This is a genomic window from Streptomyces sp. NPDC005202 (assembly GCF_040608235.1).
Lineage (GTDB): Bacteria > Actinomycetota > Actinomycetes > Streptomycetales > Streptomycetaceae > Streptomyces.
Genome location: NZ_JBEXHW010000009.1, coordinates 39562 through 57166, shown reverse-complemented (window position 1 = coordinate 57166; position 17605 = coordinate 39562). Strand labels below are relative to the sequence as shown.

Below are 17605 nucleotides of genomic sequence, written 5' to 3'. Positions count from 1 at the left end.
CCCGGCTCACGCACCGAGCCGGGGCAGTACGTCTTCGCAGAACAGGTGCAGGCTGCGCCACCCCTCGTCGACGGGCATCCCGCCGGCCAGGGGGTGGAGGACGTGGTTGTCCAGGCCCTGGGCGACGCACTCGTCCGGGGTGAGGATGCGGTAGACGCCCTCGGCGCGCAGCTCCTCCACGGTCGTCGCGCCCGACTTCACCGCCGACCGGATGTCGCCCGACTGCCAGGAGGCGTAGGTCCGCGCCTCGTGCAGGAAGTGCTCGCCGTACTCCGCCCACGCGCGGTCGGGGTCCTCGGCGAGGTGCAGCAGCGGGGTCTCGGCGGCGGGCATCATGGTCCAGCCCTCGGTGCCGTACTCGATCAGCCGCTCCTCAGCACGCCTCCAGCTCCGGCAGATGCGCGCTCGGGAAGAACGGCAGGCCGAGGCGGGCGGCGCGACGGGCGGCCGCCTTCGAGGAGCCGCCGACCAGGAGCAGGGGGTGCGGGTCGGAGTACGGCCGCGGGGTGACCCGTACGGTACGGCCCCGGTACGCGAAGGGCTCGCCCGTCCACGCCTTCAGCAGGGTTTCCAGCAGCTCGTCCTGGAGCCTGCCGCGCCGCTTCCACTCCACGTCGAACAGGGCGTACTCCTCGGGCCGGTACCCGATCCCCGCGACGGTCACCAGCCGCCCGCCGCTCAGCAGATCCAGTACGGCGATGTCCTCGGCCAGCCGCAGCGGGTCGTGCAGCGGGCCGACCACCGCCGACACCGTGACCGCGAGGTGCAGGGTCGCGCCGAGGACGGCACCCGCGAAGGTGAACGGCGACGGCAGCCAGTTGTTCGCGACCCCGTGGTGCTCCTCGGTCTGCACGGTGGTGATCCTGCGGTCGTCGGCGTACACGGCCATCTCGACGGCCGCCCGGTAACGCGCGCTGAGCGAGGCCGGGGTGGCGCCGGGTTCGACGAGGTTGAAACGTACGACCGTGACGGGCATGGCAGCGTCCCCCTTCGCCGGGCGGGTGTGCAGGGGACGGTATCTGACGATACGTCAGATAGCCCGGGCGGCGGCCGGTGTCGGCCGTGGGCTCGCGGTATGGCTGACCCGTGGCGGCCGCCGGCGTCACCACCGCCGGCTTCGGCAGCGCCAGGTACAGCAGGCCCGACATCGCGATCGTGGCGACCCAGCCGAGGCCGTACTCGCTGATGACGTTGTTCCTGGCGAGCGGGGCGGTGAACCAGTCGGACATGGTGAACATCAGGCCCGTACCGAGGCCGACCGCCCAGGCGGCGACCGCGGCGGGAGAGAAGCCGCCCCGGCTTTGATCCCACTCCATCCTTCCAGTGGGGTTTGTCCCTTGGAGGAAGCCACAAGCAGGGTGTCGCCGGAGCCCATGGCTGATACTGGACGGGTTATGGAAACCATCATCCTTGCTGTAGTCATCGCCGTGGTCGTGCTAGTCGCGCTCGGCGGGCTCGTCGTCGGCAGCCGGCGGAAGAAGTCGCTGCCCCCGCCGCCCCCCGCCGCGCCCGACATCACCGCCCCTCCGGCCGAGCCGCACGTCGGCGACGAGGCCGAGACGCCGCGCGAAGAGCCGCGGCGAACGATCGAGGAGGTGGATCTTCCGGACGGCTCCGCTCCCGTCGCCGTCGAGGAGCCACCCGCCGTCGAAGAGCTCCCGGCGCCCGCGATCGAAGTCCCCGAGCCCACCGCCGGCCGTCTGGTCCGGCTGCGCGCCCGCCTCTCCCGCTCGCAGAACGCCCTGGGCAAGGGCCTGCTCACCCTCCTGTCGCGCGAGCACCTCGACGAGGAGACCTGGGAGGAGATCGAAGACACGCTGCTGACCGCCGACGTCGGTGTGCAGCCCACCCAGGAGCTGGTCGAGCGGCTGCGCGAGCGCGTCCGCGTGCTCGGCACCCGCACCCCCGAGGAGCTGCGCGGACTGCTGCGCGAGGAGCTACTCAAGCTGGTCGGCACCGATCTGGACCGCACCGTGAAGACCGAGCCCGAGACCAGCAAGCCGGGCATCGTGATGGTCGTCGGCGTCAACGGCACCGGCAAGACCACCACCACCGGCAAGCTCGCCCGGATGCTGGTGGCCGACGGCCGCAGCGTCGTGCTAGGCGCGGCCGACACCTTCCGCGCGGCCGCCGCCGACCAGCTGCAGACCTGGGGCGAGCGGGTCGGCGCCCACACCGTGCGCGGCCCCGAGTGCGGCGACCCCGCCTCCGTGGCCTTCGACGCGGTCAAGGAGGGCAAGGAGATGGGGGCCGACGTCGTCCTCATCGACACCGCCGGCCGTCTGCACACCAAGACCGGCCTCATGGACGAGCTCGGCAAGGTCAAGCGCGTCGTCGAGAAGCAGGCCCCGCTGGACGAGGTGCTGCTCGTGCTGGACGCGACGACCGGGCAGAACGGCCTGGTGCAGGCCCGCGTCTTCGCCGAGGTCGTCGACGTCACCGGCATCGTGCTGACCAAGCTGGACGGCACGGCCAAGGGCGGCATCGTCGTCGCGGTGCAGCGCGAGCTGGGCGTACCGGTCAAGCTGGTCGGGCTCGGCGAGGGCGCGGACGACCTGGCGCCGTTCGAGCCGGAGGCGTTCGTTGACGCCCTTGTCGGAGACTGACCACCCGCGGCTTCCGTTGAGGTGCCGAGAAGCGCCCGCTCCCAAGGTTCAGTTGGGGACGGGCGCTTCGCTGTGTGCGGCTACGCCCGCGACCGGTGCGCCACGTACGCCAGGGTGCCCAGCAGCAGCCGCGCCTCCGGCGGCTTCGCCGCGTCCAGGGCCGGTGGGCGCAGCCAGCGCACCGGGCCGAGGCCGCCCCGGTCGGAGGGCGGTGCCGTGATGTACGCACCCGGTCCGAGGCCGCGCAGGTCGAGGGAGGTCGGGTCGTCCCAGCCCAAGCGGTAGAGCAGCGCGGGCAGCTCGGTGGCCGCGCCCGGGGCGACGAAGAAGTGGGCGCGGCCGTCCGGGGTGGCGGCCACCGGGCCGAGCGGGAGGCCCATGCGCTCCAGCCGGGCCAGGGCGCGGCGCCCGGCGGGCTCGGCGACCTCGATCACGTCGAACGCGCGCCCGACCGCCAGCATCACCGCGGCCCCGGGCAGCTCCGCCCAGGCCTTGGTCACCTCGTAGAGCGTGGCCCCGGCCGGGATCGCGGGCGCGAACTCGAGGGGATGGGCGCCCGGCGCGGGACAGTCGGTGCGGCCGCACGAGCACGCGCCGGCGGCGGCTCGGGCACCCCGCACCACGTCCCAGCCCCACAGCCCGGTGTACTCGGCCATCGCGGTGCACTCCGACGCGCGGTACGACCGGCCGCGCCGCCGCGCGCCGGAGCGGATCTCGCGAATGCCGCCGATCGTGAAGCCCATGCTCCCTCCAACGGGTCCGGCGCCTCGATGGTTACGAGGCGGATCCGGATCGTGACTCTCTGTTCTCACTCCCTCCCCGGCCCCGCCCAGTCCAGGCGGCGCCCGGAAGCGCTCCGGGTGGTGCGCTCGGCGCCGCACGCCCTTACGCGCACCGCTCCGCCGACTCCCGGCTGTCCTATGTCAAGTGAATCGCGCCAAGGCCACCGAGAGTTCATTCGAAGGGGTGGCGAATGGTGGCGTTTCCGGGATCGCCATGGCTGGACGGGTGATCGTAGGATTACTGTGAGTGTGCGAGTCCTGGGGGCACATGCACTCGTGGGTATGCCGGAGGCAAGTCGCCATTCCGTTCGAAGGGTGAGAACCGACGGACGAACGGCCCTATTGACCGGCATTCTGATAGGGCTTGGCGCACTCAGCGACAAGTGGTCTCAGGAATGGGGGCGTTCCAGTGAGCGGCAACGGCGGTAGCGGGACGAACGCTGCGAGTGCGGACAGGCGCCCCAACGAGCTGCTCACTTCGTGGTTCGTGCGCAGTGGCTGGTCCAAGGGGGAGCTCGCCCGCCAGGTCAACCGCCGGGCCCGCCAGCTGGGGGCCAACCACATCTCCACCGACACCTCGCGCGTGAGGCGCTGGCTGGACGGGGAGAACCCGCGCGAGCCGATCCCCCGGATCCTGTCGGAGCTGTTCTCCGAGCGCTTCGGCTGTGTTGTCTCCGTGGAGGACCTGGGTCTGCGCACCGCCCGCCAGTCGCCCTCCGCGACCGGAGTCGACCTTCCCTGGACGGGCCCGCAGACCGTGGCCCTGCTCAGCGAGTTCTCGCGCAGCGACCTGATGCTGGCGCGGCGCGGCTTCCTCGGGACCTCGCTGGTGCTGTCCGCGGGCCCGTCCCTCATCGAGCCGCTGCAGCGCTGGCTCGTCCCCGCGCCCCCGGCCCCGCGGACCGAACCCGAGCCGCCGGCCGCGACCCGCCACCCCGGCCGACTCTCCCGGCCCGAGCTCGACCTGCTGGAGTCCACCACCGTGATGTTCCGGGAGTGGGACGCCCAGTGCGGCGGCGGCCTGCGCCGCAAGGCGGTCGTCGGCCAGCTGCACGAGGTGACGGACCTTCTCCAGGAACCCCAGCCCGAAGCCACCACCCGCAGGCTGTTCAAGGTCGCCGCGGAGCTGGCGGAGCTGGCCGGCTGGATGAGCTACGACGTGGGGCTGCAGCCCACCGCGCAGAAGTACTTCGTGCTCGCCCTGCACGCCGCCAAGGAGGCCGGCGACAAGCCGCTCGGCTCGTACATCCTCTCCAGCATGAGCCGCCAGATGATCCACCTCGGCCGCCCCGAGGACGCCCTGGAGCTCATCCACCTCGCGCAGTACGGCAGCCGCGACTGCGCGAGCCCGCGCACCCAGTCCATGCTGTATGCGATGGAGGCCCGCGCCTACGCCAACATGGGCCAGCCCGGCAGGTGCAAGCGGGCGGTGCGGATGGCCGAGGACACCTTCGTCGACGCCGAGGACTGGGACGAGCCGGACCCCGACTGGATCCGCTTCTTCTCCGAGGCCGAGCTGTACGGCGAGAACTCCCACTCCTTCCGCGACCTCGCCTACGTCGCCGGCCGCAGCCCCACGTACGCCTCGCTGGCCGAGCCGCTGATGCAGAAGGCCGCGGAGCTGTTCGCCGAGGACGCCGAGCACCAGCGGTCGTACGCACTGAACCTCATCGGCGTGGCCACGGTGCACCTGCTGCGGCGCGAGCCCGAGCAGAGCACGGCGTATGCCGCGCGGGCGATGCAGGTCGCCAAGAAGGTCCGCTCCGAGCGAGTGAACACCCGTATCCGAAAGACCGTCGACACCGCCGTACGCGATTACGGCGATCTCGCCGAGGTCATCGGCCTCACCGAGCAGCTCGCCGTGGAGCTGCCCGAGACCGCCGAGGCCGTCTGAAACCCCTTGAACCCCGGCCGCGGCCGGCCCTCCCGAACTGCCCGACTCGGCTCCCCCACGCCAGGTCATCGGAAGGCCGCCCGCGGCCGGCTTCGTCCCTTCCCGCGCCTGAGCCGGCGCCGCTCTCGCGGATCCGGCTGATCGCCGTCGGGGCTCCTCAATTCATGGCTAATTCATGGCTGCGGTGCCCTTCATCGAAGGTTGCGTCACGATAGCGATCGGCGCGGCCGACATCCGGCACTTCATCGACGCGTAACACGCAGGGCGCCTTCGTCACCCCGGCGAAACAACGAGGGGCGTCGACCGAAACCGCGCTGCGCCAATCTCATGGCGCATAACCGGCCCACCCCTCACTGACCGCCCAGGCTTCGCCCGCACGGGGCCGTACCAACCGACGAGGAGACGCCGATGGCTCCAGCCATCATGCTTGCGGCGGACGCAGCCAAGCTGTCGTCCGCCAATACAGGCTTCATGCTGATCTGTTCCGCACTGGTGATGCTGATGACCCCGGGCCTGGCCTTCTTCTACGGAGGCATGGTCCGCGTCAAGAGCACGCTGAACATGCTGATGATGAGCTTCATCAGCCTCGGGATCGTCACCATTCTGTGGGTGCTCTACGGCTTCTCGATGGCCTTCGGCACCGACAAGGGCTCGATCGTCGGCTGGACCTCCGACTTCGTCGGCTTCAGCGGCATCGGCAAGATGGACCTCTGGCCCGGCTACACCATCCCGGTGTTCGCCTTCGCCGTGTTCCAGCTGATGTTCGCGATCATCACGCCCGCCCTGATAAGCGGTGCGCTGGCCGACCGCGTGAAGTTCAGCGCATGGTCGCTGTTCCTCGTCCTGTGGGCCACGATCGTGTATTTCCCGGTCGCCCACTGGGTATGGGGCACCGGCGGCTGGGCCTTCGACCTCGGGGTGATCGACTTCGCCGGTGGTACGGCGGTCCACATCAACGCCGGTGCCGCGGCGCTCGGCGTGATACTCGTCATCGGCAAGCGCGTCGGCTTCAAGAAGGACCCGATGCGCCCGCACAGCCTCCCGCTGGTCATGCTCGGCGCCGGTCTGCTGTGGTTCGGCTGGTTCGGCTTCAACGCCGGCTCCTGGCTCGGCAACGACGACGGCGTCGGCCCGCTGATGTTCGTCAACACCCAGGTGGCCACCGGCGCGGCCATGCTGGCCTGGCTCGCCTACGAGAAGATTCGCCACGGCGCGTTCACCACGCTGGGTGCCGCCTCCGGCGCGGTCGCCGGTCTGGTCGCGATCACCCCGTCCGGTGGCGCGGTCTCCCCGCTCGGCGCGATCGCGGTCGGCGCCACCGCCGGTGTGCTGTGCGCCATGGCGGTCGGCTTGAAGTACAGGTTCGGCTACGACGACTCCCTCGACGTGGTCGGGGTCCACATGGTCGGCGGCGTCGTCGGCTCCCTGCTCATCGGTTTCTTCGCCAGCGGCAAGGGCCAGTCCGACGTCAAGGGCCTCTTCTACGGCGGCGGCATGGACCAGTTCTGGAAGCAGTGCGCCGGTGTCTTCGCGGTCCTCGCCTACTCCCTGATCGCCTCCGCGATCCTCGCCTTCATCCTCGACAAGACGATCGGGATGCGGGTCCCCGAGGACGAGGAGATCTCCGGCATCGACCAGGCGGAGCACGCCGAGACCGCATACGACTTCAGCGGCGCGGGCGGCGGTGTCGTCGGCACGGTCGCCGCTCCGTCCCTGGCCGCCGCGCAGAGCAAGAAGGTGGACGCATGAAGCTCATCACCGCCGTCGTGAAGCCCCACCGGCTCGACGAGATCAAGGAGGCCCTGCAGGCCTTCGGTGTTCACGGTCTGACGGTCACCGAGGCGAGCGGCTACGGTCGTCAGCGGGGGCACACCGAGGTCTACCGCGGCGCCGAGTACACGGTCGACCTGGTGCCGAAGATCCGCATCGAGGTGCTGGCCGAGGACGACGACGCCGAGCAGCTGATCGAGGTCATCGTCAAGGCGGCCCGCACGGGCAAGATCGGTGACGGCAAGGTCTGGTCCCTCCCGGTCGAGACGGCCGTCCGGGTCCGGACCGGCGAGCGCGGCCCGGACGCGCTTTGAACTGCACAAGGACAGGAGTCGCTGGGTGACGAGTACGGATGTGCGGAAAGAAGCAGAGGACTCGGGACCCAGCGGCTACGCGGCGGCCCGGCTGCGCCTCCTCCAGGAGGGGGCGCGGTCCGGGCCGCCGCGCCGTGCGGCTCTCGCCGGACTGACCGACAACTGGCTGGCGGGGCTGTTCGGCGCGGCGGCCCAGAGGCTCCGGGGCGTCTCGCTGATCGCCGTGGGCGGCTACGGGCGGGGTGAGCTGTCCCCGCGCAGCGACCTGGATCTGGTGCTCCTGCACGACGGCGGGGACGCCAAGGCCGTCGCCGCCCTCGCCGACCGCATCTGGTACCCCGTGTGGGACCTCGGCCTCGCCCTCGACCACTCGGTCCGTACGCCGTCGGAGGCCCGCAAAACGGCGGGGGAGGACCTCAAGGTCCAGCTCGGCCTCCTGGACGCCCGGCACATCGCGGGCGACCTCGGCCTGACGGCGGGACTGCGCACCGCGGTCCTCGCCGACTGGCGCAACCAGGCGCCGAAACGTCTCCCCGAACTCCAGGAGCTGTGCACCGAACGGGCCGCCCGGCAGGGCGAGCTGCGGTACCTCCTGGAACCCGACCTGAAGGAGGCCCGCGGTGGCCTGCGGGACGCCACCGCCCTGCGCGCGGTCGCCGCGTCCTGGCTGGCCGACGCCCCGCGCGAGGGCCTCGCCGACGCCCGGCGCCGGCTCCTCGACGTACGGGACGCCCTGCACCTGGCCACCGGCCGTGCCACCGACCGGCTCGCGCTGCAGGAGCAGGACCAGGTGGCGGCCGAGCTGGGACTGCTGGACGCCGACACGCTCCTGCGGCAGGTGTACGAGGCGGCGCGCGTGATCTCGTACGCGAGCGACGTCACCTGGCGCGAGGTGGGGCGTGTGCTGCGGTCGCGCGCCGTGCGGCCCAGGCTGCGCGCCATGCTGGGCGGTGGGAAGCCGGTCACCGAAAGGTCTCCTCTGGCCGAGGGTGTCGTGGAGCAGGACGGCGAGGTGGTGCTCGCCCGCGCCGCGCGCCCCGAGCGCGACCCCGTCCTCCCGCTGCGCGCCGCGGCCGCCGCAGCGCAGGCCGGCCTGCCGCTCTCCCTGCACGCCGTACGGCGCATGGCGGCCACCGTGCGCCCCCTGCCCACGCCCTGGCCCGCCGAGGCGCGCGAACAGCTCGTCACCCTGCTCGGCTCCGGCCGCCCCACCGTCGACGTCTGGGAAGCCCTGGAGGCCGAGGGCCTGATCACGCGCCTGCTTCCCGACTGGGAGCGGGTCCGCTGCCGCCCGCAGCGCAACGCCGTCCACCTTTGGACCGTCGACCGGCATCTGATCGAAACCGCCGTCCGCGCCTCCGAACTGACCCGCCGTGTCAGCCGCCCCGACCTGCTCCTGGTCGCCGCGCTGCTGCACGACATCGGCAAGGGCTGGCCCGGCGACCACTCCGTGGTCGGCGAGATCATCGCCAGGGACGTGGCCGGGCGCATCGGCTTCGACCGCGCGGACGTGGCGGTGCTCGCCACCCTCGTACGCCACCACCTGCTGCTCATCGAGACGGCCACCCGGCGCGACCTGGAGGACCCGGCCACCGTCCGCTCGGTCGCCGAGGCGGTCGGCACGCAGAGCACGCTGGAGTTGCTGCACGCCCTGACCGAGGCGGACGCGCTGGCCACCGGACCGGCCGCCTGGTCGTCCTGGCGGGGCTCGCTGGTCGCCGAACTGGTCAGGCGGGTCTCCGCGGTCCTCTCCGGGGACGCCCCCGAGGAGCCCGAACCCGCCGCGCCCACCGCCGAGCAGGAGCGGCTTGCGATCGAGGCGCACCGCACGGGCGGGCCGGTGCTGGCGCTGCGCGCCCAGACCGAGGCGCCCGCGGAGGAGGACGCTTCCGCTTCGGGGGAGCCCGAGCCGCTCGGCGTGGAGTTGCTCATCGCCGTCCCCGATCAGCCGGGCGTGCTGCCCTCGGTCGCCGGGGTGCTGGCCATGCACCGCCTGACCGTCCGCACGGCCGAACTGCGCGCCCTGGAACTGCCGGACGGCGTCGACGAGGGCTCGGTCCTGCTGCTGAACTGGCGGGTCGCCGCCCAGTACGGCTCCCTGCCCCAGGCCGTCCGGCTGCGCGCCGACATCGTCCGCGCCCTCGACGGCTCCCTGGACATCGCGGGCCGCCTCGCCGAGCGGGACGCCGCCTATCCGCGCCGCCGGGGCGTGGTGGCACCCCCGCCCCGCGTGACGGTCGCGCCCTCCGCGTCCCGGCACGCGACCGTGATCGAGGTCCGCGCACAGGACGCGCCGGGGCTGCTGTTCCGCATCGGGCGGGCGCTGGAGGACGCGGAGGTACGCGTGCGCAGCGCCCACGTCTCCACGCTGGGTGCCAACGCGGTGGACACGGTGTACGTCACACGGGCGGACGGGGCAGTGCTGTCCGATGCGGATGCTGCGGCCGTGGTGAAGTCGCTGGAGGACGCTCTGCGCTGAACGCGTGACCGGGATGGTCGGCGGTCGTTGAGGGATGCGGGTTCCCCGCGGACGCGGGGGTGATCCGGCGTCGACCGCGTTGGCACCCGGCGTGGTCACGTAGTCCCCGCCGACGCGGGGCTCCCGTCCCCGTCCGCTGAATCCAGCAGGCGGGGACGATTGTCTTGTGCGGCCGGATACCCTGGAAGACGCTCAGACCTGCCCCCGACTCCGAGGACCGACGCCGCCGTGTTCGATACTCTCTCCGACCGCCTCTCAGCCACCTTCAAGTCCCTCCGGGGCAAGGGCAGGCTGTCCGAAGCGGACATCGACGCCACGGCCCGGGAAATCCGTATCGCGCTCCTCGAAGCCGACGTGGCCCTGCCCGTGGTCCGCACCTTCATCAAGAACGTGAAGGAAAGGGCTCTCGGCGCCGAGGTCTCCCGGGCGCTGAACCCCGCCCAGCAGGTCCTCAAGATCGTCAACGAGGAACTGGTCACCATCCTCGGCGGCGAGACCCGGCGCCTGCGCTTCGCCAAGCAGCCGCCGACCGTGATCATGCTGGCCGGTCTGCAGGGTACCGGTAAGACCACCCTCGCGGGCAAGCTCGGCAAGTGGCTCAAGGATCAGGGCCACTCGCCGCTCCTGGTCGCCGCCGACCTCCAGCGCCCGAACGCGGTCAACCAGCTCAGCGTCGTCGCCGAGCGCGCCGGCGTTGCCGTCTTCGCGCCCGAGCCGGGCAACGGCGTGGGCGACCCGGTCAAGGTCGCCCGGGACTCCATCGACTACGCGAAGACCAAGGTCCACGACATCGTGATCGTGGACACCGCCGGCCGCCTCGGCATCGACCAGGACATGATGCAGCAGGCCGCGGACATCCGGGACGCGGTCTCGCCGGACGAGATCCTCTTCGTCGTCGACGCGATGATCGGTCAGGACGCCGTCAACACGGCGGAAGCCTTCCGCGACGGCGTCGGCTTCGACGGCGTGGTGCTCTCCAAGCTCGACGGTGACGCCCGCGGTGGTGCGGCCCTGTCGATCGCTTCGGTCACCGGCAAGCCGATCATGTTCGCGTCGAACGGCGAGAAGCTCGAGGACTTCGACGCCTTCCACCCGGACCGGATGGCCTCCCGCATCCTCGACATGGGTGACCTGCTCACCCTGATCGAGCAGGCGGAGAAGACGTTCAGCCAGGAAGAGGCCCAGAAGATGGCCTCCAAGCTGGCGTCCAAGAAGGGCCAGGACTTCACGCTCGACGACTTCCTGGCCCAGATGGAGCAGATCAGGAAGATGGGCTCCATCTCCAAGCTGCTCGGCATGCTCCCGGGCATGGGCCAGATCAAGGACCAGATCAACAACCTCGACGAGCGGGACGTCGACCGCACGGCCGCGATCATCAAGTCGATGACTCCGGCCGAACGCCAGGACCCGACGATCATCAACGGCTCGCGCCGCGCCCGTATCGCCAAGGGCTCCGGCGTCGAGGTCAGCGCGGTGAAGAACCTCGTCGAGCGGTTCTTCGAGGCCCGCAAGATGATGTCCCGCATGGCCCAGGGCGGCGGTATGCCCGGCATGCCGGGGATCCCGGGCATGGGCGGCGGGCCCGGCCGGAGCAAGAAGCAGCCGAAGAAGGCCAAGGGCAAGCAGCGCTCCGGCAACCCGATGAAGCGCAAGCAGCAGGAGCAGGAGGCCGCCGCGCGCCGCGCCGCAGCCGCCGAGGGCGGCAACGCCTTCGGACTGCCGCATCAGGGCGGTCAGGACTTCGAGCTGCCGGACGAGTTCAAGAAGTTCATGGGCTGATGGTCCGGGGCCGGGGCCGGGTACGGTTCCGACGCCGCTCGTCGCGTACGTCTCCTCGGCTGGCACGTCACTGGGGGCGCCCCTCGCCGAGGGGCGCCCCCAGTGACGTGCTGCGGATGCCCGCGGGCACCTGGGGCGTCCCGGAGACGGGTACCTAGGGCGTCCGGGCGATCAGGTAGCGGAAGACGTTCGGCATCCACACCATGCCGTCCCCCCGCTGATGCGCGTGCAGCGCCTCCGCCAGCTCCTTGTCGACCTGGTTCTGATCGGTCGCGCGGATCGCTGCGTCGAACAGCCCCGTCGACTTCAGACCGCGCACCGCGCTGTCCAGGTCGGCGTACCCGAAGGGGCAGGCGACCCGGCCGGAGCCGTCCGGCCTGAGACCGGCGCGCTGGGCCACCTCCTCCAGGTCGTCGCGCAGGGCCGGGCGCCAACTGCCCGGGCTGCGCAGCGGGTCGGCCAGTTTGCTGGCCACCCGGAGCACGGACGACGTGGCGCAACGTTCCGGCGGGCCCCAGCCGGCCAGCACCACGGGAGTCCCGCGCTCGGCGAGCGGTGTCGCCGCGGCGAGCACCTCGCCCAGCCCCTCCGAGTCGCCCGCGAGGCACCCGATGGGCTCGAAGGCGGTCACCAGGTTGTACGCGGGCGTCTCCGCGTCGGCCGCGTCCTGAGGTGATCCGTCGACGATCCGGGCGTCCGCACGCGCGTGCGTGTCCCACGCCTCCGGCAGCAACCGCTGCCGCGCGAGGGCGAGCCGTTCGGGGGAGGAGGAGTCGACACCGGTGACCGCGGCGCCTCTGGAGGCCGCCATCAGCAGGGCCAGTCCGGAGCCGCAGCCGAGCGCCAGCAGCCGCGTGCCGGAGCCCACTTCCAGCCGTTCGTAGACGGCCTGGTACAGCGGAACCAGCATGCGCTCCTGGATCTCGGACCAGTCACGCGCGCGTGCACGCAGATCCACGCGGGGCACCGTTCCCGCGTGACGTACGTGCTGCCGCACGACCGTAGGTGTCATGGATAAGCGCCCCAATCCGCCGAGAGTTGCCGCTGTGCCCGATTCCCTGGCCCCCGTGCAGTGCGCTCGCACTCCCCGTATGCCAGGTAACTGCGAGCTCCCCATCGCGTCCAGTGCCTGTGGGACCCCGCTTGTGGGTTGTCGGTGACTTGGGCGGAAATTCACATTCCGGCAACTTGTGCCCGTACCATCGCGCCATGGCCAAGGCACCCGTTCTCACGCCGCAGGCGGACGACTTCCCGCGCTGGTACCAGGACCTGATCAACAAGGCCGAGCTGGCCGACAACGGGCCGGTGCGCGGCACCATGGTCATCCGGCCGTACGGGTACGGGCTGTGGGAGCGGATGCAGCAGGAGATGGACGCCCGGATCAAGGACGCGGGCGCCGCCAACGCCTACTTCCCGCTCTTCATCCCGCAGTCGTACCTGACGAGGGAGGCCGACCACGTCGAGGGCTTCACGCCCGAGCTCGCGGTCGTCACGCACGGCGGCGGCAAGGACCTGGAGGAGCCCGTCGTCGTCCGGCCGACCTCCGAGACGATCATCAACGACTACTTCTCCAAGTGGGTGCAGAGCTACCGCGACCTGCCGCTGCTGATCAACCAGTGGGCGAACGTGGTCCGTTGGGAGATGCGCCCGCGCGTGTTCCTGCGCACCACCGAGTTCCTCTGGCAGGAGGGCCACACGGCCCACGCCACGTACGAGGACGCCCGGGACTACGCCGCGTACATCCACAAGGAGGTGTACGCCGATTTCATGGTCAACGTCCTCGGCATCGACGTCGTGCTCGGCCGCAAGACGCCGAGCGAGCGGTTCGCCGGCGCCATCAACACCCTCACCCTCGAAGGGATGATGGGCGACGGCAAGGCCCTGCAGATGGGCACCAGCCATGAGCTCGGCCAGAACTTCGCCAAGGCCTTCCACACCCAGTACCTGTCCAAGGACGGCAGGCAGGAGTACGTCTGGCAGACCTCCTGGGGCTCCTCCACACGCATGGTCGGTGGCCTGATCATGTCGCACGGCGATGACAACGGGTTGCGGGTGCCGCCGCGGCTCGCGCCGATCCAGGCTGTCGTCCTCGCGATCAAGGGGGACGATGCGGTTCTGGCCAAGGTCCGCGAGCTCGGCGACCGGCTGAAGGCGGCCGGTGTCCGCGTCCACGTGGACGACCGCACGGACACTCCCTTCGGCCGCCGCGCCGTCGACTGGGAGCTCAAGGGCGTCCCCGTCCGCATCGAGGTCGGGCCGCGTGACCTGTTGAACGGCACCGCGATGCTGGCGCGCCGCATCCCGGGGGGCAAGGAACCGGTGCCGGTCGACGGGCTGGCCGCGCGGCTCCCGGCGATCCTCGAAGAAGACCAGGCGATGCTGCTGACGCAGTCCCGCGACCGCCGCGAGTCCCGCACGGCGGACGTGACGACGATCGAGGAGGCCGTGGAGGCCGCCACCGCCGACGGCTGGGCGCGCATCCCGTGGGCGGTCCTCGGCGAAGAGGGTGAGGCCAAGCTGTCCGAGCACGCGGTGACCGTACGGTGTCTGGTCGCCGAGGACGGGTCGGTGCCGGACGCCGACGACGCGCCCGGTAACGTCGCGGTGGTCGCGCGCGCTTATTGAGATAGCGCCTTCCGGCGGGAGAGCGACCGAAACGTCTCTTGCGCACCGCGCGACCACATGGACACCGGCGCGAGGAAATGGCCTACGCGCCGGGGCGTACGTCAGGCTACGCACCACCTTGGTATGAGCTGTGCGGCTTCTCCGCAGATCAGCGCACCCGCCCTCGTCAGGACGCATCAGCGGCAACTGACGGGTACGTGCAAAATATTTGGGATGCCCCGGAATAGGAACACAGCGGCCCCCAGGCTCGTTGTCATTACGTGAGCACGACACCACCTGTTCTCGCCGCAGAGCTGGCACAGGCGTGGGCCGACATTCAGCGGTACCACCCCGAGCTGCCAGACCTTGCCGCGCCCGAGTCCCTGATCGGAGAGTCGTCGTCCGCGTGCGGTCACGAACTCTCCTTCGAGCGACTGCTCCACGAAGCAGTCCACGGCATCGCCGCCGCGCGCGGAGTACGCGACACCTCCCGCGCCGGCCGCTACCACAACCGCAGATTCCTCGCGATCGCCGAGGAGCTGGGCCTGGACCACCCCGAGGAGCCGCACCCCAGCAGCGGCTTCTCGTTGGTCACGCTCAGCCCCGAGGCGAAGCGGCGCTACCGGCCGACGATCGAGCGCCTCCAGCGCGCCCTGAAGGCCCACACCGCAGCCACCTCCGCCGACACCACCCGCACCTTCCGCGGCCCGGCCGCCCGCCACGGCTCCTCCGGCGGCGGGGTGAGGGTCAAGGCGGTCTGCGACTGCGGTCGTAATGTGCGGGTCGTCCCGTCGGTCCTGGCCCAGGCACCGATCGTGTGCGGGGGCTGCGGCAAGCCGTTCCGGATCCCGGAGGCCGTGGGCGCGGCGTCAGGCTGAGAATGCGGCTGCTCGTGGCAGCCGCATTTCGCCTTCCGGCCCACGTGACGGCACCCGAAGCGCCGGGTGCCGCTCGGGCATGCCCCGGCGCCGTACCCTCGGCCGAGAGCGACCCGCAGGGTATGGCACAATGGCTAGCTGTACTCGACAGCCGCACAGGACCCCTCTCTCCTCCGGCTGACGCGTCCATCGGGCACTCGGGTACCGCAACCCCACGCGGCAACTCCGTCGTGCCCAACCACGTCAATTCCAGGAGAACCCACTCCCGTGGCAGTCAAGATCAAGCTGAAGCGTCTGGGCAAGATCCGTTCGCCTCACTACCGCATCGTCGTCGCCGACTCCCGTACCCGCCGTGACGGCCGGGCCATCGAGGAGATCGGTCTGTACCACCCGGTGCAGAACCCCTCGCGCATCGAGGTCAACGCCGAGCGTGTGGCGTACTGGCTCTCCGTCGGCGCTCAGCCGACCGAGCCCGTGCTCGCCATCCTGAAGAAGACCGGCGACTGGCAGAAGTTCAAGGGCGAGCCCGCCCCTGCGCCGCTGCTGCAGCCGGAGGAGAAGGCCGCGCGTCCGTCGTTCGAGGCCCTCGGTGGCGACGACGAGGGCAAGGGTGAGGCGATCACCCCGAAGAAGAAGGCTGAGAAGAAGGACGAGGCCCCGGCCGAGTCCGAGTCGACCGAGGCCTGAGCAGCATGCTCGAAGAGGCGCTCGAGCACCTCGTGAAGGGCATCGTCGACAACCCTGACGATGTGCAGGTGGCCTCGCGCAACCTGCGCCGCGGCCGCGTGCTCGAGGTCCGGGTCCACCCCGACGACCTCGGCAAGGTGATCGGCCGCAACGGCCGCACCGCACGCGCTCTGCGCACCGTCGTGGGCGCCATCGGCGGCCGCGGCGTCCGCGTCGACCTGGTCGACGTGGACCACGTCCGCTGACGCTTTCGCAGCACCGGCTCGGGCCGGGGAGGGCCACTGGGCCGTCCCCGGCCCGTAGTCGTCCACGCAGAGATGCCGTAGGCAGTACGACAGGAGATCTTCAGAAGTGCAGCTGGTAGTCGCACGGATCGGCCGCGCCCACGGCATCAAGGGCGAGGTCACCGTGGAGGTACGTACCGACGAGCCGGAGCTCAGGCTCGCCCCCGGCGCCCTACTGGCCACCGATCCCGCATCCGCGGGCCCGCTGACCATCGAAAGCGGCCGGGTGCACAGCGGCCGCCTGCTCCTGCGCTTCGAAGGCGTGACCGACCGCAACGCCGCCGAGGCCCTCCGCAACACTCTCCTGATTGCCGAGGTCGACCCGGACGAGCTCCCCGAGGGCGAGGACGAGTACTACGACCACCAGCTGATCGACCTCGACGTGGTGACCGAGGACGGCACGGAGGTCGGCCGGATCACCGAGATCTCGCACCTGCCCTCCCAGGACCTCTTCATCGTCGAGCGCCCCGACGGCAGCGAGGTTCTGATTCCCTTCGTCGAGGAGATCGTCACCGAGATCGACCTGGAGGAGCAACGGGCGGTCATCGACCCGCCGCCCGGGCTGATCGACGACGGCGCCGAGATCGCCTCCTCCCGGGAAGAGGCGTAATGCGGCTCGACGTCGTCACGATCTTCCCCGAGTACCTGGAACCGCTGAACGTCTCCCTCGTCGGCAAGGCACGCGCGCGTGGACAGCTGAACGTGCACGTGCATGATCTGCGCACCTGGACGTACGACCGCCACAACACGGTCGATGACACGCCGTACGGCGGCGGCCCCGGCATGGTGATGAAGACCGAGCCCTGGGGCGACGCCCTGGACTCCGTCCTCGCCGACGGCTACGAGACGGGCTCCCACGCGCCGGCCCTGATCGTCCCGACGCCCAGCGGCCGGCCCTTCACCCAGGAACTCGCCGTCGAACTCTCCGAGCGCCCCTGGCTCATCTTCACGCCCGCCCGCTACGAGGGCATCGACCGGCGCGTGATGGACGAGTACGCGACCCGGATACCCGTCTACGAGGTGTCCATCGGCGACTACGTCCTCGCCGGCGGCGAGGCGGCCGTCCTCGTCATCACGGAGGCCGTCGCCCGGCTGCTGCCCGGCGTCCTCGGCAACGCCGAGTCCCACCGGGACGACTCCTTCGCGCCCGGCGCCATGGCCAACCTCCTGGAGGGGCCCGTCTACACCAAGCCGCCCGAGTGGCGCGGCCGCGGGATCCCGGAGGTGCTGCTCAGCGGCCACCACGGGAAGATCGCCCGCTGGCGACGCGACGAGGCCCTGAAGCGTACGACGGCCAGCCGGCCCGACCTCATCGAGCGTTGCGACCCCAAGGTCTTCGACAAGAAGGACCGCGAGATGCTGTCCATCCTGGGCTGGGCCCCGGACCCCGAGGGGGAGCCGTACGGCCGATTTTGGCGCAGGACCGAGGGCGTGGAAGAATAGGCCGCTGTTGTGCGCCGTCCGGCGTGCGCCCCTGCCACAGGGGGACACGACGCCCGCCCCGACACGCGCAGCACTGATCCCGAAC

Annotated in this window: 14 protein-coding genes and 2 pseudogenes; 12 read left to right on the top strand and 4 right to left on the bottom strand. The window is 71.1% G+C overall.

Annotation, left to right across the window (positions count from 1 at the left end; genetic code table 11):
* Positions 1 to 6: 6 nt before the first annotated feature.
* Together ABZV31_RS16355 and ABZV31_RS16350 are read right to left on the bottom strand one after the other, a co-directional pair.
* Positions 7 to 976 (bottom strand): annotated as a pseudogene (locus ABZV31_RS16355) (LLM class flavin-dependent oxidoreductase).
* A gap of 115 nt (positions 977 to 1091) precedes the next feature.
* Positions 1092 to 1298: pseudogene (locus ABZV31_RS16350) on the bottom strand (cytosine permease); the annotation flags it as partial.
* A gap of 96 nt (positions 1299 to 1394) precedes the next feature.
* Between ABZV31_RS16350 and ftsY the strand changes: the two are divergent.
* The gene (gene ftsY / locus ABZV31_RS16345; protein WP_355893759.1) at positions 1395 to 2606 is read left to right on the top strand and encodes a signal recognition particle-docking protein FtsY; all 1212 of its coding nucleotides are present in this window, start codon (positions 1395 to 1397) and stop codon (positions 2604 to 2606) included.
* Positions 2607 to 2686: 80 nt separating this feature from the next.
* Here ftsY and ABZV31_RS16340 read toward each other — a convergent pair whose 3' ends face one another.
* The gene (locus tag ABZV31_RS16340) at positions 2687 to 3349 is read right to left on the bottom strand and encodes a bifunctional DNA primase/polymerase (protein WP_355893757.1); all 663 of its coding nucleotides are present in this window, start codon (positions 3347 to 3349) and stop codon (positions 2687 to 2689) included.
* 448 nt (positions 3350 to 3797) lie between these two features.
* Here ABZV31_RS16340 and ABZV31_RS16335 point away from each other — a divergent pair, with 448 nt between their 5' ends.
* The 5 genes from ABZV31_RS16335 (at position 3798) to ffh (ending at position 11624) form a co-directional block, all read left to right on the top strand.
* Positions 3798 to 5282 (top strand): hypothetical protein, encoded by a 1485-nt coding sequence (locus ABZV31_RS16335; RefSeq protein WP_355893754.1) that lies wholly within the window; start codon positions 3798 to 3800, stop codon positions 5280 to 5282.
* 408 nt (positions 5283 to 5690) lie between these two features.
* Positions 5691 to 7031 (top strand): ammonium transporter, encoded by a 1341-nt coding sequence (locus tag ABZV31_RS16330; RefSeq protein ID WP_355893751.1) that lies wholly within the window; start codon positions 5691 to 5693, stop codon positions 7029 to 7031.
* Positions 7028 to 7366, top strand: a complete 339-nt coding sequence (locus ABZV31_RS16325; protein WP_030990174.1) for a P-II family nitrogen regulator — start codon at positions 7028 to 7030, stop codon at positions 7364 to 7366. The genes ABZV31_RS16330 and ABZV31_RS16325 overlap by 4 nt, the downstream gene beginning before the upstream one ends.
* A 25-nt stretch (positions 7367 to 7391) precedes the next feature.
* A complete protein-coding gene (locus ABZV31_RS16320; RefSeq protein WP_355893747.1) occupies positions 7392 to 9845 on the top strand; it encodes a [protein-PII] uridylyltransferase in 2454 nt (817 codons plus the stop codon).
* Between the two features lie 228 nt (positions 9846 to 10073).
* The gene (gene ffh / locus ABZV31_RS16315; protein ID WP_355893745.1) at positions 10074 to 11624 is read left to right on the top strand and encodes a signal recognition particle protein; all 1551 of its coding nucleotides are present in this window, start codon (positions 10074 to 10076) and stop codon (positions 11622 to 11624) included.
* A 154-nt stretch (positions 11625 to 11778) separates the two neighbouring features.
* Here the strand turns inward: ffh and ABZV31_RS16310 are convergent, their stop codons facing one another.
* Entirely contained in the window at positions 11779 to 12636 is an 858-nt protein-coding gene (locus ABZV31_RS16310; protein WP_355893743.1) for a class I SAM-dependent methyltransferase, read from the bottom strand.
* A gap of 197 nt (positions 12637 to 12833) precedes the next feature.
* Here ABZV31_RS16310 and proS point away from each other — a divergent pair, with 197 nt between their 5' ends.
* The 6 genes from proS (at position 12834) to trmD (ending at position 17520) form a co-directional block, all read left to right on the top strand.
* Positions 12834 to 14249, top strand: coding sequence for a proline--tRNA ligase (gene proS, locus ABZV31_RS16305; protein WP_355893740.1), 1416 nt, complete (start codon positions 12834 to 12836; stop codon positions 14247 to 14249).
* 260 nt (positions 14250 to 14509) lie between these two features.
* Complete coding sequence (locus ABZV31_RS16300; RefSeq protein WP_355893737.1) at positions 14510 to 15106, top strand: hypothetical protein; 597 nt, start codon at positions 14510 to 14512, stop codon at positions 15104 to 15106.
* A 267-nt stretch (positions 15107 to 15373) separates the two neighbouring features.
* Positions 15374 to 15793 (top strand): 30S ribosomal protein S16, encoded by a 420-nt coding sequence (rpsP, locus tag ABZV31_RS16295; protein WP_355893734.1) that lies wholly within the window; start codon positions 15374 to 15376, stop codon positions 15791 to 15793.
* 5 nt (positions 15794 to 15798) lie between these two features.
* The gene (locus ABZV31_RS16290; RefSeq protein ID WP_003973401.1) at positions 15799 to 16038 is read left to right on the top strand and encodes an RNA-binding protein; all 240 of its coding nucleotides are present in this window, start codon (positions 15799 to 15801) and stop codon (positions 16036 to 16038) included.
* Between the two features lie 106 nt (positions 16039 to 16144).
* Positions 16145 to 16687: a ribosome maturation factor RimM gene (gene rimM / locus ABZV31_RS16285; RefSeq protein ID WP_355893731.1), complete on the top strand. Its 543-nt coding sequence runs from the start codon at positions 16145 to 16147 to the stop codon at positions 16685 to 16687.
* Positions 16687 to 17520, top strand: coding sequence for a tRNA (guanosine(37)-N1)-methyltransferase TrmD (gene trmD, locus ABZV31_RS16280; RefSeq protein WP_355893729.1), 834 nt, complete (start codon positions 16687 to 16689; stop codon positions 17518 to 17520). The genes rimM and trmD overlap by 1 nt, the downstream gene beginning before the upstream one ends.
* Positions 17521 to 17605 lie beyond the last annotated feature (85 nt).